20 protein-coding genes are annotated in these 22101 nt (G+C 65.1%); 3 read left to right on the top strand and 17 right to left on the bottom strand.

Going from position 1 to position 22101, the window contains the following annotated elements; genetic code table 11:
- Positions 1 to 2: 2 nt before the first annotated feature.
- Both bfr and M3I54_RS12220 read right to left on the bottom strand, forming a co-directional pair.
- On the bottom strand, positions 3 to 479 hold the full coding sequence (gene bfr, locus M3I54_RS12215) for a bacterioferritin (RefSeq protein ID WP_254336224.1): 477 nt from the start codon (positions 477 to 479) through the stop codon (positions 3 to 5).
- A gap of 237 nt (positions 480 to 716) precedes the next feature.
- Positions 717 to 1949 carry an MFS transporter gene (locus M3I54_RS12220; protein ID WP_254336124.1) on the bottom strand — a complete coding sequence of 411 codons (1233 nt, stop codon included), beginning with the start codon at positions 1947 to 1949 and terminating at the stop codon, positions 717 to 719.
- Between the two features lie 102 nt (positions 1950 to 2051).
- Between M3I54_RS12220 and M3I54_RS12225 the strand changes: the two genes are divergently transcribed.
- Both M3I54_RS12225 and chrA read left to right on the top strand, forming a co-directional pair.
- Positions 2052 to 2717 carry a TetR/AcrR family transcriptional regulator gene (locus tag M3I54_RS12225; protein ID WP_254336126.1) on the top strand — a complete coding sequence of 222 codons (666 nt, stop codon included), beginning with the start codon at positions 2052 to 2054 and terminating at the stop codon, positions 2715 to 2717.
- Positions 2718 to 2764: 47 nt separating this feature from the next.
- Positions 2765 to 4000: a chromate efflux transporter gene (gene chrA, locus M3I54_RS12230; RefSeq protein ID WP_254336128.1), complete on the top strand. Its 1236-nt coding sequence runs from the start codon at positions 2765 to 2767 to the stop codon at positions 3998 to 4000.
- Positions 4001 to 4010: 10 nt separating this feature from the next.
- On the opposite strand, the gene M3I54_RS12235 is transcribed toward chrA, so the two are convergent.
- The 10 genes from M3I54_RS12235 to M3I54_RS12280 all read right to left on the bottom strand — a co-directional run bounded on the left by M3I54_RS12235 (position 4011) and on the right by M3I54_RS12280 (position 14261).
- Complete coding sequence (locus tag M3I54_RS12235) at positions 4011 to 4634, bottom strand: DAK2 domain-containing protein (RefSeq protein WP_254336129.1); 624 nt, start codon at positions 4632 to 4634, stop codon at positions 4011 to 4013.
- Positions 4631 to 5659, bottom strand: a complete 1029-nt coding sequence (locus M3I54_RS12240) for a dihydroxyacetone kinase subunit DhaK (protein ID WP_254336131.1) — start codon at positions 5657 to 5659, stop codon at positions 4631 to 4633. The genes M3I54_RS12235 and M3I54_RS12240 overlap by 4 nt, the downstream gene beginning before the upstream one ends.
- 57 nt (positions 5660 to 5716) lie before the next feature.
- Positions 5717 to 6721: an ABC transporter permease gene (locus tag M3I54_RS12245; protein WP_254336132.1), complete on the bottom strand. Its 1005-nt coding sequence runs from the start codon at positions 6719 to 6721 to the stop codon at positions 5717 to 5719.
- Positions 6718 to 8190, bottom strand: coding sequence for a sugar ABC transporter ATP-binding protein (locus M3I54_RS12250; protein ID WP_254336133.1), 1473 nt, complete (start codon positions 8188 to 8190; stop codon positions 6718 to 6720). Before M3I54_RS12250 ends, M3I54_RS12245 begins: the two co-directional genes overlap by 4 nt.
- 148 nt (positions 8191 to 8338) lie before the next feature.
- On the bottom strand, positions 8339 to 9454 hold the full coding sequence (locus M3I54_RS12255) for a sugar ABC transporter substrate-binding protein (protein ID WP_254336134.1): 1116 nt from the start codon (positions 9452 to 9454) through the stop codon (positions 8339 to 8341).
- Between the two features lie 126 nt (positions 9455 to 9580).
- On the bottom strand, positions 9581 to 10216 hold the full coding sequence (locus M3I54_RS12260; protein ID WP_254336225.1) for a class II aldolase/adducin family protein: 636 nt from the start codon (positions 10214 to 10216) through the stop codon (positions 9581 to 9583).
- A gap of 71 nt (positions 10217 to 10287) precedes the next feature.
- A complete protein-coding gene (gene mtnA / locus M3I54_RS12265) occupies positions 10288 to 11364 on the bottom strand; it encodes an S-methyl-5-thioribose-1-phosphate isomerase (protein ID WP_254336135.1) in 1077 nt (358 codons plus the stop codon).
- Between the two features lie 60 nt (positions 11365 to 11424).
- Entirely contained in the window at positions 11425 to 12684 is a 1260-nt protein-coding gene (gene mtnK, locus M3I54_RS12270; RefSeq protein WP_254336136.1) for an S-methyl-5-thioribose kinase, read from the bottom strand.
- Between the two features lie 35 nt (positions 12685 to 12719).
- A complete protein-coding gene (locus M3I54_RS12275) occupies positions 12720 to 13433 on the bottom strand; it encodes a GntR family transcriptional regulator (RefSeq protein ID WP_254336138.1) in 714 nt (237 codons plus the stop codon).
- A gap of 147 nt (positions 13434 to 13580) precedes the next feature.
- The gene (locus M3I54_RS12280; protein WP_254336140.1) at positions 13581 to 14261 is read right to left on the bottom strand and encodes a MarC family protein; all 681 of its coding nucleotides are present in this window, start codon (positions 14259 to 14261) and stop codon (positions 13581 to 13583) included.
- Between the two features lie 477 nt (positions 14262 to 14738).
- On the opposite strand from M3I54_RS12280, the gene M3I54_RS12285 reads away from it, so the two are divergent.
- On the top strand, positions 14739 to 15548 hold the full coding sequence (locus tag M3I54_RS12285) for a serine hydrolase (protein WP_309249602.1): 810 nt from the start codon (positions 14739 to 14741) through the stop codon (positions 15546 to 15548).
- Between the two features lie 20 nt (positions 15549 to 15568).
- On the opposite strand, the gene M3I54_RS12290 is transcribed toward M3I54_RS12285, so the two are convergent.
- The 5 genes from M3I54_RS12290 to M3I54_RS12310 form a co-directional block, all read right to left on the bottom strand.
- Positions 15569 to 16186: a histidine phosphatase family protein gene (locus M3I54_RS12290; protein ID WP_254336142.1), complete on the bottom strand. Its 618-nt coding sequence runs from the start codon at positions 16184 to 16186 to the stop codon at positions 15569 to 15571.
- Positions 16187 to 16369: 183 nt separating this feature from the next.
- Complete coding sequence (locus tag M3I54_RS12295) at positions 16370 to 17485, bottom strand: porin (RefSeq protein ID WP_375542132.1); 1116 nt, start codon at positions 17483 to 17485, stop codon at positions 16370 to 16372.
- Between the two features lie 114 nt (positions 17486 to 17599).
- Positions 17600 to 18883, bottom strand: coding sequence for an MFS transporter (locus M3I54_RS12300; RefSeq protein WP_254336144.1), 1284 nt, complete (start codon positions 18881 to 18883; stop codon positions 17600 to 17602).
- 92 nt (positions 18884 to 18975) lie between these two features.
- Positions 18976 to 20631, bottom strand: a complete 1656-nt coding sequence (locus M3I54_RS12305; RefSeq protein WP_254336145.1) for a GMC family oxidoreductase — start codon at positions 20629 to 20631, stop codon at positions 18976 to 18978.
- Positions 20628 to 22058 carry an aldehyde dehydrogenase family protein gene (locus M3I54_RS12310; protein WP_254336147.1) on the bottom strand — a complete coding sequence of 477 codons (1431 nt, stop codon included), beginning with the start codon at positions 22056 to 22058 and terminating at the stop codon, positions 20628 to 20630. The genes M3I54_RS12305 and M3I54_RS12310 overlap by 4 nt, the downstream gene beginning before the upstream one ends.
- Between the last annotated feature and the right edge of the window lie 43 nt (positions 22059 to 22101).

The following is a 22101-nucleotide window of genomic DNA, read 5'->3' on the forward strand; positions in this document are numbered from 1 at the left end:
TATCAGCTGACCGAGCCCATCGCCGATTGCTGATAGTTTTCAAGGCCGATCTTGTCGATCAACCCGAGCTGGATTTCTAGCCAGTCGATGTGATCCTCCGTGTCGTCGAGGATCTCGACGAAAATTTCCCTCGACACAAAGTCCCGAACGGATTCGCAATACGCAACGGCTTCCTTGCACTGTGCCTGCGCAGTGCGTTCGAGCTTGAGGTCGCACTCGAGCACTTCGCGAACATCCTCGCCGATCAGAAGTTTGCTAAGGTCCTGCAGATTGGGCAGACCGTCGAGCATTAGAATCCGCTCGATCAGCTTGTCGGCATGCTTCATCTCCTCGATCGACTCGTCATATTCATGTTTGCCGAGTCCTGCGAGACCCCAGTGGCCGTAAAGCCGCGCGTGCAGAAAATACTGGTTAATCGCCGTTAGCTCGTTCTTCAGTTCCGCATTGAGATATTCGATAACTTTTGGATCTGCTTGCATGACTCCCTCCAGGGTGCTGCGCCGTTGCTGCGTCGGGGCAATGACAACGAGCATAGACATTTGGCGCGCGCACCGCACGAACGAGAACATCAATGAGAAGAATTCCGCGTTTTGTCGGCCCAATTTACGCAGAGGAATGACGAGGCCATCGACGCCGGCATCATCTCGGGTCCGCGCATTGACCCGTCCGGCGCAATGATCACGACCACCGGCGGCCACGGCGACGTTATACGCGCATCAACTCAGCCCGACGTCGACACGATCCGCTTTCCTGATGGCGGGAAACGCGATCATCCATACCGCCGCGGCGACGATCGTTCCGATTCCGCCAAGCGCCACGGCCGGAACCGTTCCAAGCAAGGCGGCGGCCACACCGGACTCGAAGGCGCCCAGTTCGCTCGAAGCTCCGATGAACAGGGCGTTGACCGCCGACACGCGCCCGCGCATCGCGTCGGGCGTCGCAAGCTGAATCAGAGAAGTGCGGATATTGACGCTGACCATGTCGCTTGCGCCCACCACGGCAAGCGCCAGCCACGACACCCACGCCGAGCGCGAGAGCGCGAATACCAGCGTGGCCACGCCGAACACGATCACTGCGGCAATGAGCTTGGGGCCGACATTGCGCTCAGGCGGGAAACGGGTCAGCGCGAGTCCGACGAGACAAGCGCCAACGGCTGGCGCGCTGCGCAGCACGCCCAGGCCTTGCGGGCCCACCTTGAGGATGTCCTGGGCGTAGACCGGCAACAAGGCCGTCGCACCGCCGAGCAGCACGGCAAACAGATCGAGAGAAAGTGCGCCGAGCACGACCGGTCGAGACCGCACGAACACGAATCCCTCCTTCACACGCGCGATTCGTCCGTGTAGCGACATCCGCTCGGAGCGCGGCCGCCGCTCCCGGAACGTCATCGCACCCGCCATCGCCGCGAAGAAGAAAACCGCACAGACCAGATAAGCGACGGTCGAGCCCATCGCATAGCAGAGGCCACCCACGACCGGCCCGAGGACGATCGCCATCTGCCACGCTGTCGAGTTGGATGCGATCGCGCGCGGCAGCCGGTCCGGTGGCACGAGCAGCGGCAACAACGCCTGCGCGGCCGGTTCTGCGATCGCTCGCGCCGTGCCGAGCAACAGCAGCACGCCGTAGAAGAACCCAAGCCCTTTCGTCTGCAGCATGGACAACGCAAGGAATGCGAGTGCGCAGAAACATTGAAGCGCGAGGCCTGCCACAACGAGCGGGCGCGGCGACAAGCGATCGCAAAGCTCCCCGGCGGGCAGCGTCATCAACACGGCCGGGATGAACTCCACGATGCCGACGATGCCGAGCGTGAGCGGCGTTTGCGAAACCTTGTAGACGCTCCATCCAATCACGACGGACAACGCGAGCGTCGACGCTTCCGAAAGGAAGCGCACGCCGAGGCACACCGGCAGGTCCCGCCGTCGATAAGCTTCTTCTCTCACCTGCGTGTTCATCGATATCTCCGGGCCTTCCGCACCGGCGCATGTCCGCTGGCGTGCGCTGGACTCGCGCCCGTAATGCGAGCATATTGCTCATGTTCACACTGGAGCGCATGCATGGCTACTCGCATAACCCGAACCTCCGGCGCCATGCGCAAAGCACCGAAACAGGCGCGTTCGAGGGCGACGATCGACGCCATTCTCGACGCGGCGGCTCACATTCTGGGCGAACGCGGGTGGTCTGCATTCACGACCAACGCGGTGGCGGAGGCGGCGGGCGTGAGCATCGGCTCGCTCTACCAATACTTCCCCGACAAGCTCGCGCTGATCGACGCTGTCCGCCGGCGGCATTTCGACGACGTGCTGGCGGTGCTGCAAGCCGCTGCGAATCCGCAGATTCCACGCACGCGCCGCATTGCGGCACTCGTGGACGGCATGATTGCCGTGCATAGCCGCCATCCGGCCGCGCATCGGGTCCTGATGGAAGAAAGCCCGCGTGGCGACACGTCGCGCAGCGCGCACGATCGCTTCGAGATCGAATGCCGGAAAGCCTATGAGGCGCTGTTCATGGCGAACGCAGGCGGCACGCCCGACCATGTTCGGCTCGCCGCCCAGGTGCTTGCGGGGGCGCTCGCGGGCGCCGTTCACGAGGCGGCGCGGCAGGGTCAGCTCGCGTCGCCGGTCCTCAGGTGGGAACTCGTCACGCTCGTGCATGCCTACCTGTCACGCGCGCGGCCAGTGAAAGTTTCCCGGCCTGCGATAGCGCCAGCGGATCGGGTATGATCGCGGCAGAATCGAGTTCTATTCGTATTCCTTACGACTGAATTTCAATGGAAACTGGTATGTCGACATCGCAGCCAGCCCGTGCGGGCTCCGTGCTTGAAGTCCTGCGAGTTTTTCTGAAGCTGGGTCTGACGTCCTTTGGCGGTCCCATTGCCCATATCGGCTACTTCCGTCGCGAGTTCGTCGAGCGGCGTCGCTGGCTCGACGACGAAACTTTCGCGGATCTGGTCGGCCTCTGCCAGTTTCTCCCGGGTCCCGCCAGTAGTCAGACCGGATTTTCGATCGGTCTGCTGCGCGCCGGCTGGCCAGGCGGACTGGCAGCCTGGTGCGGCTTCACGCTGCCATCCGTCGCACTGCTGATCGCCTTTGCCATGATCGCGCCTGAACTCGGCGGACCCGTGGGAACTGGGCTGATTCACGGACTGAAACTCGTCGCCGTTGCCGTCGTCGCGCAAGCCGTATGGGACATGGCGCGCCGCCTATGCCCCGACCACCGCCGCGCCGGCATTGCACTCGTTGCGGTCGTGCTTCTCGCTGTCATGACGACGGCGTATGCACAGTTGATCGTCATCGTGCTCGGCGCGGCGCTCGGTCTCGTGCTGTGCCGGTCCACGACTTCGGGGACCATCGTCGGTACGCGTCAGCATACGCAGGCGTTTCGCGTATCGCGTAGCGCCGGTCTGTTCGCGCTTGCCCTCTTCTGCGCCCTGCTTATCGGGCTCCCGGCGCTTGCCGCATTCGACACGACGCCTACCGTCCGCGTGTTCGACGCCTTCTACCGCTCGGGCGCCCTCGTGTTCGGCGGCGGTCATGTGGTGCTGCCGTTGCTGCAGCGTGAGACCGTGGCTACGGGCTGGGTCTCACCGAACGACTTTCTTGCGGGCTATGGTGCCGCCCAGGCCGTGCCCGGCCCGCTCTTCACGTTCGCCGCTTTCCTCGGATGGATCATGAGCGGTCCATCCAGTCATGCGCTGGGTGCCTTCGTGGCCCTGGCAGGCATCTTCTTGCCAGGCCTGCTTCTCGTGCTCGCCGCACTGCCATATTGGCAAGCACTTCGCACCCATCCCTCGATGGCGGCCATGCTTGCGGGCGTGAATGCAGCCGTGGTCGGACTGCTTGCCATGGCGCTCTATTCGCCGGTGTGGACGAGCGCCGTCCAGTCACGGATCGACTTTGCGGTCGCGACCATCGGCTTCTTTTTGCTCACACGCTGGAAAGTGCCACCGCTCGCTGTCGTCGTGCTTTCGGCGGCGGCTGGCGTCGCCGAGATGCTTTTTCGCTGAGTGGCAAAGCTCACCCTCGCCAGGCTTGAAGAAACCTGAGCCACGCTGTCGCGCCAGGATCAGCGTGACCGATACTGCGTTCCTGCACCCACGCCGCGCGCCCTTTCTTCGACTGCAACGCGGCCGTGGCGCGCACCTGTTGCTCCGCCGTGTCGATCATCGCGTCGAGGAGCGCGCGCTCGTCACCACGGCCTGATTCGAGCGCTTCAAGCGTATCGAGGCTTGGCACGAGCGCATCGAGCACCGTCTTGTCGCCGAGCTGCGATTTGCCCCGCTCGGCAATGCGCGCGGCCACCGCGCGACCCATGGCGAGCGCTTCGGCCCGGCCCGCAACGTGGCTGCCCGCCACGGTCTTCGCGGCCGCGAGCAGCCCGCCGCCCACGAGCGCGCCGAACGTCGAAGGGTTCGCCGTCGAAAACGCCTTGCCCGCGGCGATCAGCACGTCGCCCAGCGCGGCGTCGGGCGGCAGCTTCGCAACGGCATCGGCTGCCGCGAGCGAGCCTGCCTTCACGGTGACGCCCAGGTCGCCGTCGCCGAGCGCGGCGTCGAGTTCGCGCAGTTCCTCCGCGCTGGCGGGCATCGCGTTCAACGCCCCAATGAGCCGCGTCCTTATTTCGCCGACCGAAAGACTCATCGCGCACCTCCCTCGTCCACGCGCCATCCTTCGCGCCAGAACGGCGAGCGCGCCGGCGCGTCGAGCAGCGCGTCGAGTTCCTCGTCGAGTTGCATCACGGAGATCGAGGCACCCGCCATTTCGAGGCTCGTTACGTACTCGCCCACATAAGCGCGCGCCACGCGCAGTCCGGCGGCGGCAACGGCCTGCGCGGCGCGCCGGTACAGCAGATACAGTTCTTCGAGCGGTGTCGCGCCGAGTCCGTTGACGAGCAGCGCCACGCTCGACCCCGCGTTGGCCTGCAAATCGCCCAGGATCGCGCCCGCAAGCCGTTCGGCTATGGCATCCGCGCCCTCCAGTTTGCCGCGGTGCGTGCCCGGCTCGCCATGAATGCCGATGCCGATCTCCATCTCGCCATCGGGCAGCGTGAAGGTGGGCTTGCCTGCCGCCGGCAGGATCGTCGGCGAAAGGCCCACGCCCATCGTGCGCGTCGCGCCGTTTGCCTTCGCGGCAATGCGCGCGACTTCGTCGAGCGTGTCGCCGCGTTCGGCCGCCGCGCCCGCGCACTTGAAACCGAACACCATGCCCGCCACGCCGCGGCGATCCGAGGCCCGCTCGGGCGGCGCGGAAGCGACATCGTCGGCAACGAGCACGGTGCGGGTGTCGATGCCGTCCGCGTCGGCCAGGTCCGCGGCGAGATCAAAGTTGAAGACGTCGCCGCCGTAGTTGCCGTACAGGTAGAGCACGCCCGCGCCGCCGTGCACCGCCTTGGTGGCCTCGTAGATCTGCTCCGACGATGGCGACGAAAACACGTTGCCCACCGCCACGCCGCTCGCGAGCCCCTTGCCCACGTAGCCGAGAAAGCCCGGCAGGTGCCCGGAGCCGCCGCCTGTCACGATGCCGACCTTGCCCGCGTTCGGCGCGTCGGCGCGCACCAGCGCGCGGCGGTCGGCAGTGACCGGCTTGAGCCAGCCCGGATGGGCGAGCAGCAATGCGTCGATCATCTCGTCGACAAAATGATCAGGATGATTAATGATCTTTTTCACGTGTCGCGTCTCCAGTATGGGTGGCCTTCGCACCACCGCTCACGTTGACTTCTCCGTTCAAAGCTTGCGCCGTTGGCTCAGCGCGTCGAGCAAAACGGCCGCGAGAATCACGCCGCCCTGGATAAACTGCGTCCAGAACGGATTGACGCCAAGCAGCGAGAGCCCGACATTGATCACGCCGATCAGCACGACGCCAATGAATGTGCCGACGATAGAGCCGCGCCCGCCCGCGAGCGAGGTGCCCCCAATCACGACGCCTGCGATCACCTGCAGCTCCAGCCCGTTGGCCGCGGATGGCAACGCCGAATTGAGCCGCCCCGCGAGGACGATGCCCGCAATGGCAGCGGTCACGCCCGCGAACATGTAGGTGAGAAAGATCACGCGGCTCACCGGAATGCCCGCGAGCCGCGCCGCTTCCTTGTTGCCGCCCACGGCGAACACCTGGTGCCCGAATTCGGTCTTGCGCAGCAAGACGTGGCCAATGACGAATACGGCCAGCATCACGAGCATCGGCGCGGGCAGGCCCGCAAACGTCTTCGCGCCGAACGCGGTAAACACGGTGGGAAAGTCGAATTTCGTGCGCCCGTCCGAAATCGCGAGCGTGAGGCCGCGCCCCATTGCCATCATCGCGAGCGTGACGATGAACGGCACGAGCCGCAGCCACGCAATCCCGAAGCCGTTGAGCGCGCCCACCGCCGCACCGGCGACGAGCGCAATGATGAGCCCCGCCACGCCGAGCCCGACCGCGTCCGGGCTCGCGCCGGCCATGACGGTCGCGGCCACCATGCCGCTCAGCGCGACGAGCGAGCCCACGGAAAGGTCGATGCCCGACGTGATGATCACGAACGTGCCGCCCACTGCCGCGATGCCGACCACGGACACCTGCACCATGATGTTGGTGAGCGTGCTCGTGGTGAGAAATTCCGGCGACGCCAGCGAGAGCGCGATACAGATGAGCACGAGCGCCGCAATGAGCGGCCCAAGGCCGCTGCGCATCTGGCGCAGCACGCGCTGTTGCAGGGTTTCTGCTTCTTCACGCGGTCGAACCGTGGTGGACGTCATACTGCAACTCCGGTGGTAGCCCATTGAATGATCGTCTCCGAGCTGGCGTGCTCACGCGCGACTTCGCCGACGATGCTGCCGCGATACATCACCAGCACGCGGTCCGACATGCCGAGCAGCTCGGGCAGTTCGGAACTCACGAGCACGACGGCCGCGCCCGCGCGCGCCATCGCGACGATATGCGCATAGATCTCGGTCTTCGCGCCGACATCGATGCCACGCGTGGGCTCGTCGAGCAGGATCACAGCCGGCGACGTCGCGCTCGCGCGCCCGAGAATCACCTTCTGCTGATTGCCGCCCGAAAGATTGCCAGTGAGCGATGTGACCGAGGGCGCGCGCACCGCGAAGCGCTCGACCGCCTCGCGCGCGAGGCGGCGCTTTCTCGCCGCGCTCACGAAGCCGCCGCGCACCAGCGCCCGCAGGCTCGAAAGCGCGACGTTCTCCTCGATGTTCGCGTCGAGCACGAGCCCTTCGAGCTTGCGGTCCTCGGCGGTGTAGACAATCCCCGCGCGCATGCCTTGCGCGGGCGAGCGCAGCGCGAGCCTGCGCCCGCGCAGTCGCAGCTCGCCACCGGTGAGTGGTAGCGCGCCGCATAGTGTCTTCAGAAGCTCGGTGCGCCCCGCGCCCGCAACGCCGCCAATACCCACGATCTCGCCCGCGCGAACGCTGAAGCTCGCGTCGCGCAGCACGGGCGCGCTCGCCACGTTGTGCGCTTCCAGCACGACGTCGCCATAGGGCCGCGCCTCCCACGGATAAAACGAGTCGAGATTGCGCGCGACCATCGCCTGCACGAGCGCCGGTTCGTTCCATTCAGGCATAGGCCGCGCGCCGACCGTTGCGCCGTCGCGCATCACCACGGCCGAATCGGCCAGTTCGAACACCTCTTCGAGATGATGCGAAATGAAGATGATGCCCATGCCCGCCGCACGCAGTCGCCGCACTACGGCGTAGAGATGCTCGATGTCGTGATGCTGGAGCGCGGCCGTGGGCTCGTCCATCACGAGAATGCGTGCGTCGCGCGCGAGTGCCTTGGCAACCTCCACGAGCTGGCGTTTGTTGAGCGGCAGATCGCCCAGGCGCATGGCGGGCGGCACACCTTCCAGGCCGACCTGGGCAAGCGCATCGCGCGCCATGGCGTTCGCGCTGCGATGATCGACCAGGCCGTAGCGCCGCGGCATGCGGCCAAGAAAGAGGTTTTCGGCCACCGTCATGTCGTTGACGAGCGAAAGCTCCTGATAGATCACGGCCACGCCCGCGTCGATCGCGGCCTGGGTGCCGCGCGCGAGGCGTATGCCATCGATCTCGATCGTGCCTTCGTCCGGCTCGTAAGCCCCGGAGAGCGTCTTGATGAGCGAAGACTTGCCCGCGCCATTCTCGCCGACGATCGCCATCACGTGCCCCGCATGCAACTCGAGGCTCACGCCTCGCAGCGCTTTCACGCCGGGAAAACTCTTTACGATGCCGCTCATGCGCAGCAGCGGCGGCGCGCTTGTACTGCAGCCTGAACGAGTGTTCCCTTGCTGCGACACGTCCATTGCCGAACCTGATTCGCGTTTCATCCGTTCATCCCGGGCGCCGGCGCACGCGTCGCGCGCGGCCGGCGCTTAAGACCGCCCGTTACTGCTTGACTTCGAGGGCCCACAAACCGTATTGCTTCACGGCGTCCGAATCGATGTTTGACTTGTCGACCAGATAGGTCGGCCATGCGTAGTTCGCGGGCACGTCCTTCTTCGCCTCATAGTCGGTGATGAACGTCATCGCCTTCGCGGACATGCCGATCGGGTTCTGCGAGATCGTCGCGTCCTGCTTGCCCGCGCGGATTGCCGAAAGCGCCTGCGCCGTGCCGTCGGCGCCGATCACCATGATGTGGCCGGGATCGCCGAGCGGCTTGTAGCGGCCCGCATTGTCGATGGCTTTTTCCGCGCCTACCGTGTTGTCGTCGTTTGCGCCGAATACCGCGTCGATCTGCGGATATTTCTGGAGAATGCTCGTCATCGCGTTGAGCGACTTCTCCTGGTCGAAACCGCCTTCCTGGCGCGCGACGACCTTGATGTCGGGATACTTTGCGATCTCATCGGAGAAGCCCTTCTCGCGATCCGTCGCCGCCGTGGTGCCGATGAGGCCGATCAGATCGACCACATTGCCCTTGGGCGAGCCATAACGCTTGCTCAACTGGTCGGCGATCCACTTCGCGCCGGTCGCGCCAAGCGCTACGTTATCCGAAGCAACGAACGAGGTCACCTTGCCGCCGTCCGAGCCCCGGTCGAGCATGAAGACCGGCACGTTCATCGAATTGGCTTTCTCGACCGCCGGGATGATCGCCTTCGAATCGATCGGATTCAGCACGATCGCCTGCACGCCCTGGCTCAGCAGATTGAGCGTGTCGTTGACCTGCTGCTGCGCGTCGCCGTTCGCGTTCGTTTGCACGAGATCGAAGCCCTGCTTATCCGCGCCGCGCTCCACACCATTCTTCAGGCCGACGAAGAACGCGTTATTGAGCGTGGCGATCGAGAAACCAACCTTGATCTTCGTGACTGCCGGTGTCGCAGCCGCGGCCTGCGCCGGTGCGCTCGCGGCGGCGGCGTCGGACGCAGCCGCGGTAGTTGAAGGCGACTCGCTCTTCGAGCAGCCTGCCAGCATTGCCGCAGCGGCGAACATCGTTACGCCGGCCGCGGCTCCCATGCGCGCGCTGCGCGCCACCCATCTGTCGAACCCTGCTGAACTCCACGCCATCACCGTCTCCTGTCTTTGATCTGCTGGTTTTTGACTGACCTGCGAACCGCCAACCGACTACGTAATCTTGTCTACCGCGTGTGTATCGCATTGCAACGACTGCCTGGACGCGCGAGCGAGCGCGTATTACTTGCGCGGGCCGTAGCCCTTGAACTTCTCGATGACTTCCTCCATTTGCACGTCGGAAAGCAGCGGTGGCTCGCCGAACTGGCAGGCCAGCAAATACAGCTTTGCGAGCACCTCCACTTCGTTCGCCAGCCACAACGCCCGCGCGAGATCGCGCCCGAGCGCGATAACGCCGTGATGCGCGAGCAGGCACGCGAGCCGCGCGTGTAGCGCTTCGAGTGCGTGATCGGAGAGCGCCTGACTGCCGAAGGTCGCATACGGCGCGCAGCGAATCGAATTGCCGCCCGCTGCGGCCACCATGTAGTGATGCGCGGGGATACCGCGACCGTGAATCGCGAGCGCCGTCGCAGCCTGCGAATGCGTATGGACGACGGCGTTCACGTCGGCGCGCGCGCGCAGGATGTCGCGATGAAAACGCCACTCCGACGAAGGGCGTTGCGCTTCAAAGAGCGGATCGTCATCGCGCACGTCGAGCGGCATCCAGACGATGCGCTCTCGCGTGAGCGCGGCGCTTGGCACGCCGCTCGGGGTAATGAGGAGTCCGTCATGCCAGCGTGCGCTCACGTTGCCCGACGTGCCCTGATTGATGCCGAGGCGCTCCATTTCGCGCGCGGTATCGACGATCTGCTGACGCATTTCGGTTTCTGCCCGCGCATCGCGCGCACGTTCCGCCGCCTCGCCCGGAGGGCGGCCTTCGCTCGCGCCGATCACGCTGCCGCTCCGGTAGCGAAAAGCGCTGCAAGACTCGCCTCGAACGGCGCGCGCACGATGCCCCGCTCCGTCACGATGCCGGTAACGAGTTCGTTGGGCGTTACATCGAACGCGGGGTTGCGCACCTGAATGCCCTCGGGCGCGGTGCGCTGCCCCGCGAGATGCGTCACCTCCGCCGCGCCGCGCTCCTCGATCACGATGTCCGCACCGCAGGCGGTGCGCAGATCCAGCGTGGACGACGGACACGCCACATAAAAGGGAATGCCGAAATGCTTCGCCGCGATCGCCACGCCGAGCGTGCCGATCTTGTTCGCGACATCGCCGTTCGCGGCCACGCGATCCGTACCGACGATCACGAGATCGATGAGCCCCTGGGCCATCAGGGTCGGCGCCATGCTGTCGGTGATCAGCGTGACGTCGAGCCCCGCCTGCTGCAATTCGTAAGCGGTGAGCCGTGCGCCTTGCAGGAGCGGCCGCGTCTCGTCTGCATAGACGCGAAACGCCACGCCGTCGCGGTGCGCGCAATAGAGCGGCGCGGTCGCCGTGCCGATGCCCGCCGTGGCCAGCGCACCGGCATTGCAGTGCGTGAGCACGCCGCTGCCAGGCGCGATGAGGGCACGCCCGGCTTCGCCGATCCGCGCACACAGTTCAATATCCTCTTGATGAATGCGCTTCGCTTCGGCAACGAGCGCTTCGTAAAGCTCGGCTCCTGTGGCGCTGGACTCGGCGCGCGCGCGTGAGAGCATCCGCTCTAGCGCCCAGCGCAAATTAACCGCGGTGGGCCGCGCGCTGTCCAGATACGCGGCGTGCGCTTCGAGACGCGCAAGGAACCTATCGCGCGAATCCGCCGGCTCCTGCCGCATCGCCACACACAGGCCATATGCGGCCGCGACGCCAATCGCAGGTGCGCCGCGAACGCGCAGTTCATGTATCGCGCGCCAGACTGCCTCGACACTCTCCACGGCTTCGACCACGCATTCGCGCGGCAAACGCGTCTGGTCGAGCAGATAAAGGGTGCCGTCGCGCCACTCGATGGTGGGCGGAAGACTCGATTGTTGCGCCTGCAACGTCATACATTCTCCGTCGATGCCGGTTGTCCGCGCTCTGCCGCTCATGCGGCAGCCTCTATTCACTTACACCGATTCTGTGAGCACCTGAGCGGCCAGCGCGGTGACCGCCTCGATCGAAACCAGCTCGCGCCGCCTTACCAGCAGCGCTTCGGCGAGCTTCAGGCAGCGCACTTCCACTCGCGCGCGCACCGCGTCGTCCTTGATACTGGTAATTTCCGCCACCTTCGCCATGCCGACGATGCGGCGGATCATCTTGCAGCCCGCAAAGCCGAGCGTATCGGCGAAGAGCCGTCCGATGAAATCGTCGCGGAAGGCGTCAGCCGCACGCGTGCCCGCCGGGCCACCAATATATGCGTGGCCGCTCTCACGCTCGTACAGCCGCCAGATCTGCCCAAACTTTTGCGCGAAGGCGTTCCACATGGCCTCGACCTGATCGAGCAGCCAGCCCTGGTAGGCTGCCGGGTCGCGTCCCGCCTCGCGGTCGTGCCAATCGCGCGCGTAATACGCGAGCAGCAGGTTCGCGATGAACGCGCCCGTGTCGAAGCCCATCGGCCCATAGAATGCGAACTCGGGGTCGATCACATACGTCTCGTGCTCGTTCGCCATGATCGAGCCCGTATGCAGGTCGCCGTGCACGAGCGTTTCCGCGTGGTTCATGAAGGCCCACTTCATCTCGCCTGCCGCGAGCCTTAGCGGCTCGTGCGTGCGCAGCCGTTCGATGGCCGCCGCAGGCAGCGCGGGGCTATAGACATTCGAAGGATGATCTTCGAAAGGAAACGTGAAGACCAGTTCCTCGGTAATCCTGCACAATTCCGTGTTGATGTCGCCGCCGACGGCCGCTTTCTTCGCATCCGGCGCAAGATAGAGATCGGAGCCATGAAAGAGCGTGCGGGCGAGAAACGTGGAAATGTGATCGGCGAGCCGCGGATACACGATGCCGTCTATCAGCCCCCCGCGCAGCACGCGATGCGAATCGAGCCGCTGCATCACCATCAGGAACTTCTCGCTATCCGCGTGAAAAACGCTCGGCACGTGCTCCGGGCACAGCGCGCCGAAGCGGCGCAACGCCGCCACTTCGCGCTCCATGCGCTCGCACGGCAAGGGCCACGCTTCGCCAACCAGCCGCAGGTACGGCGGCGCCTGCTTCACCACGACGCTCAAGCGCGGGTCGCGCGTGCTGCTCACGAAGTAGACGTAGTTCAGATTGCCATCGCCCACTTCGACGACCTGCAATTCGCTGTCGTCGCCAAGCCTTGCGCAAACGGCCGGAATACCCCGCAGATAGGCGGTCAATTCGGCAGAGCTGAAAGCTTCGAAGTGCATACGTTTTCCTGTCCGGAAATGGGCCGATGGCCCGCCTAACGTCGTTTGCGCACGAGATCGAACTTGAAAATGCTGGCGTTGTAATAGTCGTTGCTGTAGCAGACCGCGCGGCCGGTCTCGTCGAAATCGACTTCGTCGATCAGCAAAAACATGCCGATATTCTCCTGCAATTCCGGCAAATCCCGCGGGGTGAGAATGGTCGGCTGGATCGAACTATGGGTGTGGGAGAGCCGAATGCCCGCGCGCTCCAGCGTACCGAACAGCGACTCGCCCAGTTCCTGCCCTTCGAGCAACGCCTTTGGCACGATGTCGATGCAGTAAGCGGCGATCGCATCGTCGGCACGTCGCACGCGTTCGAACCGCACGCAGGGGTCGCCTTCGGCGAGGCCCAGCTTTTGCGCGAGGCTGCCGGACGCCGCGATCGTCCTCACCTGCAAACGACTCGTGGAAGGCACCGCACCGACACTTCGTATCATGTCCGTCACAGACATCAGATCATCCAGACCGCCTTGCAGCTTGAGCGTAATTTGTCGGACGAAGGTCCCCTTGCCATGCACGCGCGTGAGAAGACCGTGGGAAATCATCTGCGCGACCGCCTCCCGCAGGCTGGAGCGGCCCACGCCCAACAGTTCACAGAGTTCGGGCTCCGGGGGGATTTGATCGCCCGGCTTGAGCGAGCGCTCGCGGATCATTTCCAGCAGCGAATCCTGGATCCGCTCGCACATCGACTGGTCGACGCTCAGGCGCATAGTTGCCGCAAGATTGCGTGGGTTGGGTACATGGGGCTCCAATCTACATCAGACGTCTGATGTTATGGCCTCGTGGTTTTCCCTGTCATGCGGCGCAACATGGCGATGGCTGCGGCGGCGCGCAATCGCGCGCGCCAACGCGCTGCGCTATTTGGTGCTCACCAAAAGCGGCACCGACTCGAGCAGATCTTCGAGCCCGAGCCACAAAATCTGCAGGCCGATGCACAGCAGCACAAATGCGAGCAGGCGCATGAACACTTCAGTCCCGACCGGTCCGAGCCGCTTGCCGACATGCCCCGCGAAACGCACACACAGATAAATGCAGCCGCAAAGAACGATCAAGGCAAGCAACACACCGACGACATTGGCGAGTTGCACGTGACCGCGCGGCCGGCCTGTGCCAAGCGCAATCGCGACCGCAATCGACCCCGGCCCAACGGTGACCGGCAGCGTGAGCGGATAAAACGCCGTGGCGCGCAGCGTCGCTTTGCGCGCCGAATCCGGCGGCGCCTGCGATTGTGCCGCCTCCGCACCATCGGACGATTTGTGCAGCAGGTTCCAGCCGGCGAACGCGATGACCAACCCGCCCGCAACCCGCAAAACGGGTATCGATATGCCAAAGAACGAAAGCACATAGGCGCCCATGATCAGCGAACCGAGCAGAATGAACAGGCTGTTGATGGCGATGATCCGCGCGAGAAAGGCGCGTTCGCTGGCCGTCGCATGCGGCAGCATGCTCAGCACGATGAACCCTGCCGCGGGCGGATTGAGGACAGGAAAGAGTCCGGCGAAGACGAGCAGGAAGGTGTCGGAGAGTTGATTGAGCATCTCTGTTCTCCCATGGCATCACGGAGTATACGGGCCCGCTCGCCACCCATTCAATACGACGATGGTCGCATTGAATGACGATTATGGAACCGAAATGGAACTTCATCAGCCGATGCGGCTCGAACAATGCCGCCAGAATCTCGACGCGCGCCGCGCAGACCCAACGTTCAAGCCCATCTGTCGATGCCCTTTGCTTCCCGACTTCGATTGTTACCCAGCCTGCTCGCCCTGATCGTCGCGGGCCTCGCGGCTGGCGCGGCTCCGGCCTGCGCCCACGCAGCCGCTCACCACACCGCGGCCGAAAGAACCGTCCACGCAACGCCCAAAAAGAAAGAGAGAGTCGCGCACAAAACGAAGCCGGCGCATCGTTCGACGCCCGCTGATGCGCCCTCCACCAAACTCTCCGGGCCGAAGCGCCGTACCAAGCGCGCGAAGCCCAGACATGGGCCGCCGCCGGCGCCGCAACACGCAGCGCACGTGAGCGGCAAAAACGCGCACGCCCCTCGCCTGCTCGCCCGCTGCGGCTTCACGCCGGCGTCGCGCAAGCAGCTCTTTTCGCATGCGATCTATGTGGTCGACGAAAACACCCACACGCCGCTTTATGCTCGCCATGCCGACACGGTGGCGCCCATTGCGTCGGTGTCGAAGCTCATGACGGCCATCGTCTGGCTCGATAGTGCGCATGCGCCCCTGCAACAGCGGCTATCGGTCACAACCGCCGATCTCGACACGCTCAAATTCACGCATTCGCGCCTCGGCGTGGGAGCGTCGCTCACGCGCGCTAACATGCTGCACGTTGCGCTGATGTCCTCGGAAAATCGTGCGGCTTCGGCGCTCAGCCGCGACTATCCGGGCGGGCGGCCTGCGTTCATCGCGGCAATGAACGCGAAGGCGCAGCGTCTTGGCATGACGCACACGCATTTCGTCAACGCGACAGGGCTCTCGCCGCAGAACGTCTCAACCGCGCGCGAACTGGCGGGCCTGGTGCGCGCAGCCGATGGCTACCCGCTCATTCGCCGCTATTCAGTCGATCATCAGGAACGCGTGACCACTGGCCAGGGCCAGTTGCAGTATGTGAACAGCAATCGGCTGGTGCGCTACGGGCAGGTGCGCGCGAGCGTGCAGAAAACCGGCTTCATCAACGAGTCCGGCCACAATATGGTGTTGCGCGTGATGGTGCACGGCCGGCGGCCCGTGATCGTCACCCTGCTAGGGAGCGCCACACCCGAGGGTTCGCGCCTGGACGGCGTGCGTATCGCGCATTGGCTGTCGTGCTCATTGCGCTGAGCGAGCGCATCGGGGCTTCTTCACATCAATGCCCTGCGCTCGCCGAGCGCATTCCAGCGGCGTATGGCGCGGCTATCGTGGTCGAAGCCGAGAACGCTCACCGAAGCCGTGTCGAGGTACAGATGCTCGCCTAGCGCCGCCGAACCGGAAATCCAGCAGCCCCCCAATGCGCGCAGGAAATGCGCGTGCGAAAAGAGCGCCACGCGGCCCCGCATGGCCAGCAGGCCCTCGATCACCGCCGCGGCGCGCGCCTGGACACGCGCCAGATCCTCGCCCTGCGCGATGGGCGAATGCCACACGCTCCAGTCGGGTTCGGTCTTGCGGATATCCGCTGTCTTGAGGCCTTCGTAAATCCCGTAGTCCCACTCGTGCAAGTCGGCCGAAATCGTCATCTCGTCGCCGAGGCCCGCGAACTGGCACGTCTCGATGGCCCGCGCCATCGGGCTGCAAAGCACCGCGTCGAAGCGCTGCGCGGCGAGCGACGGCGCCAGCGAGCGCGCCTGCTCGCGTCCGTGCCCGGTCAGCGCGATATCGGTGCGTCCGGTGTGCTGCCCAGAGAGGCTCCATTCCGTTTCACCATGACGGATCAACCAGACTTCGCGCAGTCCGGAGGACACACTGGCAGGATTGGCAGACATCGGGGACTCCACGTTCGTGCCCCGCGCGGGACACACGGGATGCCTGCAGCATACCTGTTTTGAGGGCATTTCGCGGCGCCGCTACCCTCTTGTTGCATATGGCGAAATGAAGGCATATCGAAAGCGGCGAGGCCGCCATGCCGCGCCGCCTCGCCATCTATTTGCACTACATAGTAATTCGCTTCAGAAAAGATGCGAGATGCCGATCACCGCAAGGGTTTGGGAAGATTGCGGCGCCGTGACGGAAATGCCGGGCCAGCTCATCGTCGCCTGGCCGTGGTTCTTCAGATAACCGGCGCGCGCGTAAAGGCTCGTGCGCTTCGATATCTGGTGATCGTAGCCAAGCTCTACGCCCAGCGTTTCGTCGTTGAGGCCGTGAATGTTGCGCTGAATACCCGCGATCTGGATGGCATCGAACGACGTGGCCTGAATCGTCGCGCCAACCTCCGCCACGTTATACGCATGCGCGGTGCCGAGCACGGCCGCGAGCGAATGCGCGGGCGGTGTTCTCGGGCTCGCGTACGAATAATTCGCCTGCAGGTTGACAATGCCGATACGGTAGGCGAGCGCCGCCGTGTAGTGCTCCGTGCCCACGAGCGTGAGGGCGGACGGCAGGCCCGGCACGGTTACCGTGCCCGAATGCTCATTCATGTAGGCCAGGCCGACGAAGAGGCCATAGCCAGTATAGGTTGCCGAGACGTCGAGAATATTGCCCGTGGTCGCCGGCACCGGTTGCGTCACGGTCGCCGCGAAGCCATACATGGCGTTGAGCTGGAACCCGGCCATTTTCGGCGAGACATACAGGATCGAATTGCTCGTGCGGCCCGCGGCGTACTGCGCGGAAAGCGTGTTCCGATCGGTCGCGAGCACGGCAGCCGAAAGCGGCGAAAGCACCTCGTTGGCGCGAAACGGATCGCTTGGGTAGACGGCCCGGAAGCTCGGCTGGTACTGCCTGCCGAACGTGAGCGCGCCGTAGTCGCCGTGCGCCACGCCTACCCACGCCTGGCGATAGAACAAGGCGGTCGTGTCCGCAAATCCCGCGCCGTTGTTGATGTTGTAGCCGTTTTCGAGCACGAAGTTCGCCTTGAGCCCGTTGCCCAGGTCTTCGGAACCCTTCAGGCCGAACATCGAGCCCGTCGAGCCGCCGCTGCGCTGGGAAACGGCCGCGGCGCCTCCGTTGTTCAGGTACTGGAAGAACGTGTCGGCCACGCCGTACAGCGTCACGCTCGTCTGGGCGCAGGCGGCGCCCGTGGCCATTGCGAACGTCGCGCCCATCACTCCCTGGCTAATCAGCTTCAAACGCATGCATGTCTCCTCTTCTGTTGTCGGTATCCGCTCGTTGGCGGAATGGATCGCACAGCGAATTACTAAAGAACCCGGCAAAAAAATTCGCTTGAATCGGGTACGCGAACGTCAGCGCGCCCCACGGCCCTCCTTTGCGGGCTGCAGCCACAAAAAGCCGGCCACGCCGGCTACGGCGAGAAGTGCGCCCATCGCGCCGAAACCCGCTTCGTAACCGTGTGAGCCCGCCGTCGATTCGACGAGACGTCCCATGAGCGCCGGGGCGAACAAGCCGGCCGTCGTGGCGAGCGCATGAACGCTCGAGAGCATGGCCGCGCGGTTCGCGCCCGGCACGACTTCGGCCACGAGTTGCGGTCCGAATGTGAACGCCTGAGTGGCGAATGCGCATGCCACGCCCACCAGCGCCACCTTCACGAGCGGCGCCCACGGTGCAAACGAGGCGCACAGCAAGATGCCGCCGAGCGTGCAGCACCCGCTCACGAGCATGCCTCGCGCAATGCGCGTCGAGACGTTGCGCTTGAGCAGCGCGTGCGAGAGCGTGGCCAGTGCGAACCCGACCGGCACTTGCAAAAGCACCTGGAGACCGAACAACCAGCCTGCGCGTGCGGGGGGCAAGCCCAACCCGAGGCGGAAATACACGGGCATCCACGTGATGCCGCAGGCGACGACCGCATAGCCCGCGAACGACTGGAGCAAGACGGTCAGCACCGTGGCGCTGCCGAAATGCGAGCGCAGCACACGCCAGCCGGGCGTGACGGCGCGCGGGGCCGCCCCTGCCCGAACGCGCACGCCCGGCGCCCCCGCGAACCGCACCGCGAGCCATAGCGCGACCCACGCCACGCCCGCTACGCCGAGCGCGAGGAACGTGGCACGCCAGTGCCAGCGCTGCTCGACGAACGTCAGCGCGGGGCCGGCTAGCACGAGCCCCGCCGTCGCGCCGAGTTGCACGATCAGCGTGGGCAGGCTGCGCCGCCGGTCGTCGAAGGCCTCATAGGTCACGTGCATCGCGAGCGGCAACGCTGGGCCCTCGCCCGCACCCAGCACGATGCGGCACATCACGAGCGTCGCGAAGCTGGCTGGCCAGATCATCGGCAACTGCGCGGCCACCCACACGAGCGCAAGCCCGGCGAGCAGCCACGTGGGATCGAGGCGGTCCGCGATCCATCCCACGCCGACGGCCGACACGGCGAACAACACGAAAAACGCGCTGCCGACGATGCCAAGCTGCGATGGGCTCAATCCCATGTCCCGCATCATCGGAACCGCAACCAGCCCGACTACGGCTTTATCCGCGAAATTGAGCGCCATGAACAGAAACAGCACGGCCACGGTGGTCCAGCCGTTGCGTGCACGCACAGCATGCGGCGCGGCCACGGATTGTTCGATCTGAAGCATGAGTCTTGACCTCGGGGTTCTAACGCGGCACTGAGTTGATTCGTTATCCAAATCAACTAAAAATCAGCAGAAAGCGTAATGACTGGCGCCGCCTAGATGTCGGCGCGCATCAGGTCCGCCGCCTTTTCCGCGATCATGATCGCTGCCGCATTGGTGTTTCCGCCCACGAGCGTAGGCATGACCGACGCGTCCACGACGCGCAATCCCGTCACCCCTCGCACGCGCAACTGCGGATCGACGACCGATTGCGCATCGGCGCCCATGCGACAGGTGCCCACGGGGTGATACACCGTGTCGGCGTTGCGGCGCACGAACGCGCGAATCGCCTCGTCTCCCTCCGCCTCCCGCGCGATGTCACCCGTGAACAATTCGCGGCCGCCATGGCGCGCGAGCGCGTCCTGCGCGAAGATCCGGCGCACCAGCTTCACGCCCGCGACCATGCCTGCCATGTCGCGTTCGTCGGCGAGAAAACGCGGATCGATCGACGGTGCATCGTGCATGTGAGGCGAGCGCAACGTCACGTCGCCGCGGCTGTGTGGCCGCAGCACGCATGCGTGGCACGAATAGCCGTGCCCGCGCGGCGGCTTGCCTTCGCCGCGGTTGCCAAGCATCGCGGGCACGAAATGCAGTTGCAGGTCGGGTGCGGCGAGACCCGGCGCACTTCGCACGAATGCGCCCGCCTCGGCGAGGTTCGACGTAACCATGCCGGTGCGCTCGCGCCGGTAGCGGTGAATTTCGCGGGCGAGCCGCATCAGGCCCGGCACGGAGCGCCCGAACAACTCGGTCGACGCGACCTGCTTGTTCACGATGATGTCCAGATGGTCCTGCAGATTCTGGCCGACCTGCGGCGCGTCATAGACGACCTCGATGCCAAATTCGCGCAGATGCGCCGCTGGCCCGACGCCCGAGGCCATGAGCAGTTGCGGGGAATGAAACGTTCCCGCGCTCACCACGATCTCGCGGCGCGCTCGCACGGTTTGCGCAACGCCGTCACGCCATATCTCGACTGCCACGGCGCGCGTTCTTTCGAACACGATGCGCTGCGCGCGTGCTCCGGTCAGCACCGTGAGCCATTCGCGGCCGCCGTTGTGCGCCGTGTCGTCGCGATGGCCGCCGTGCAGCCATGCACGCGCCGTGTTCCAGCGTTCGCCGTTACGCTGCGTGACCTGATAGAGGCCAACGCCCTCCTGGTCAACGCCATTGAAGTCGGGGTTCGGCTTCAAGCCCGCCTGCAATGCCGCCGCGATGAAATGCCGCGAGAATGGATTGGGCGAGCGCAATTCGCTCACGTGCAACGGGCCACGCGAACCGTGAAAGGGATCGTCGTCGCGGCCAGCGTAACGCTCGTTCGACTCGCTGCGGCGAAAATACGGAAGCACGTCTTCATAGCTCCAGCCCGTGCAGCCCGCGTCCGCCCACGCGTCGAAGTCCACGCGATGACCGCGAATGTAGACCATGCCGTTGATCGACGAACTGCCGCCGAGACCCCGCCCTCGCGGCTGATACGAACGGCGGCCGACCAGGCCGGCTTGCGGCTCGGTATGGAACGCATAGTTGCGGGGCCCCTCGCGCGGCACCGTCGCCGCAATACCGAGCGGCGCCCACACCGTGTAGTGGTGATCGCTCGGACCGGCTTCGATGAGCGCGACGCTCGCGCTCGCGGTTTCGCCAAGACGCGCGGCAATCGCGCAACCCGCCGACCCCGCACCGATCACGACGTAGTCGAATTCCTGTTCGGTTCGATTCATGCCGCGCAACCCGTAATCTGCTTGTATTCGAGGAACTCCGCGAGGCCATACGCGCCGTGCTCCCGGCCATTGCCGGACGCCTTCATGCCGCCGAACGGCGCGGCAAGATCCATCTTCGCGCCGTTGATCTGCACGCTGCCCGCGCGCAGTTGCGCCGCCACGCGCCGAATGCGCGCTGCGTCGCCGGACCACAAGTAGGCGGCGAGGCCATACGGCGTGTCGTTCGCGATGGCGATGGCCTCTTCTTCCGTATCGAACGGAAGAATTGCGAGCACCGGTCCGAAGATTTCTTCACGCGCGATCGTCATGTCGTTGCGCACGTCGGCGAACACGGTTGGCCGCGCGAAGAAACCGCGCGCCAGGTGCGCGGGCCTACCCTGGCCGCCGGCCACGAGACGCGCTCCCTCTTCAATGCCGATCGCAATCATCCGCTGGACTTTTTCGTACTGCGCACGATTGGAAATCGGGCCGAGGATCGTGTCCGCCGCGGCCGGTTCGCCGACCTTCAGCGCGTTGACCGTTGCACACGCAACCTCGATGGCCGCATCGTACTGGCTGCGCTGTACGAGCAGGCGCGTAGGCGCGATACAGGTTTGTCCCGAATTCAGCATGCAGGCCAGCACGCTCGCTTTCACCGCCGTTGGCAGATCGGCGTCTTCGAAAACGAGGCTGGGCGACTTGCCGCCCAGCTCCTGCGCCACGCGCTTGACCGTGGCCGCCGCGCTCGAGGCGACCTGCGCCCCCGCTCGCGTCGAGCCCGTAATCGACACCATGTCGATGTCGGGATGGCTGGACAGTGCGGCGCCCACCGTCGCGCCGTCGCCGAAGACCAGGTTGAATACGCCTGGCGGCACGCCAGCCTCGTCGAGTATCTCCGCGAAGAGACGCGCGTCGAGCGGCGCAATCTCCGAAGGCTTGAGCACGACCGTACAGCCGGCCGCGAGCGCCGGCGCGACCTTCGCCGCAATCTGGTTGAGCGGCCAGTTCCACGGCGTGATGAGCGCGACAACGCCCACGGCTTCGCGCACGATCTCGGTCGTGCCGCGCCGCTCGCTGAATTCGAACGATTCCAGTGCGGCGCGCACGCTCTGCAGTTGTGCGAGGCCCACGCGCGCCTGCAGTTCGTGGCTCAACTTGATCGGCGCGCCAATTTCATTGCTCACCGCACGCGCGAGTTCGTCATAGCGCGCGGTATAGCGCTCGATGATGCGCGTGAGCAGCGCCACGCGGCTCGCAACACGCGTGACCGACCACGCGGGCCACGCGGCGCGGGCCGCGGCAACGGCGCGCTCGACATCGGCGTGCGTGCCGAGGAGCACGGTTCCCGTCACCGCCTCCGTGACAGGGCAAACCATCTCATGAATATTCGCGCCTGGCGCGGGCGCGACCCACTGGCCGCCAATGTAGTACTGGTCGATCGTGTGCACAGCTAACGGTTCCTGTCGATTGGGATGCGCATTGGAATGCGCG

Origin of the sequence: Paraburkholderia sp. CNPSo 3274, from assembly GCF_024206475.1 — a bacterium.
Taxonomy (GTDB): domain Bacteria; phylum Pseudomonadota; class Gammaproteobacteria; order Burkholderiales; family Burkholderiaceae; genus Paraburkholderia.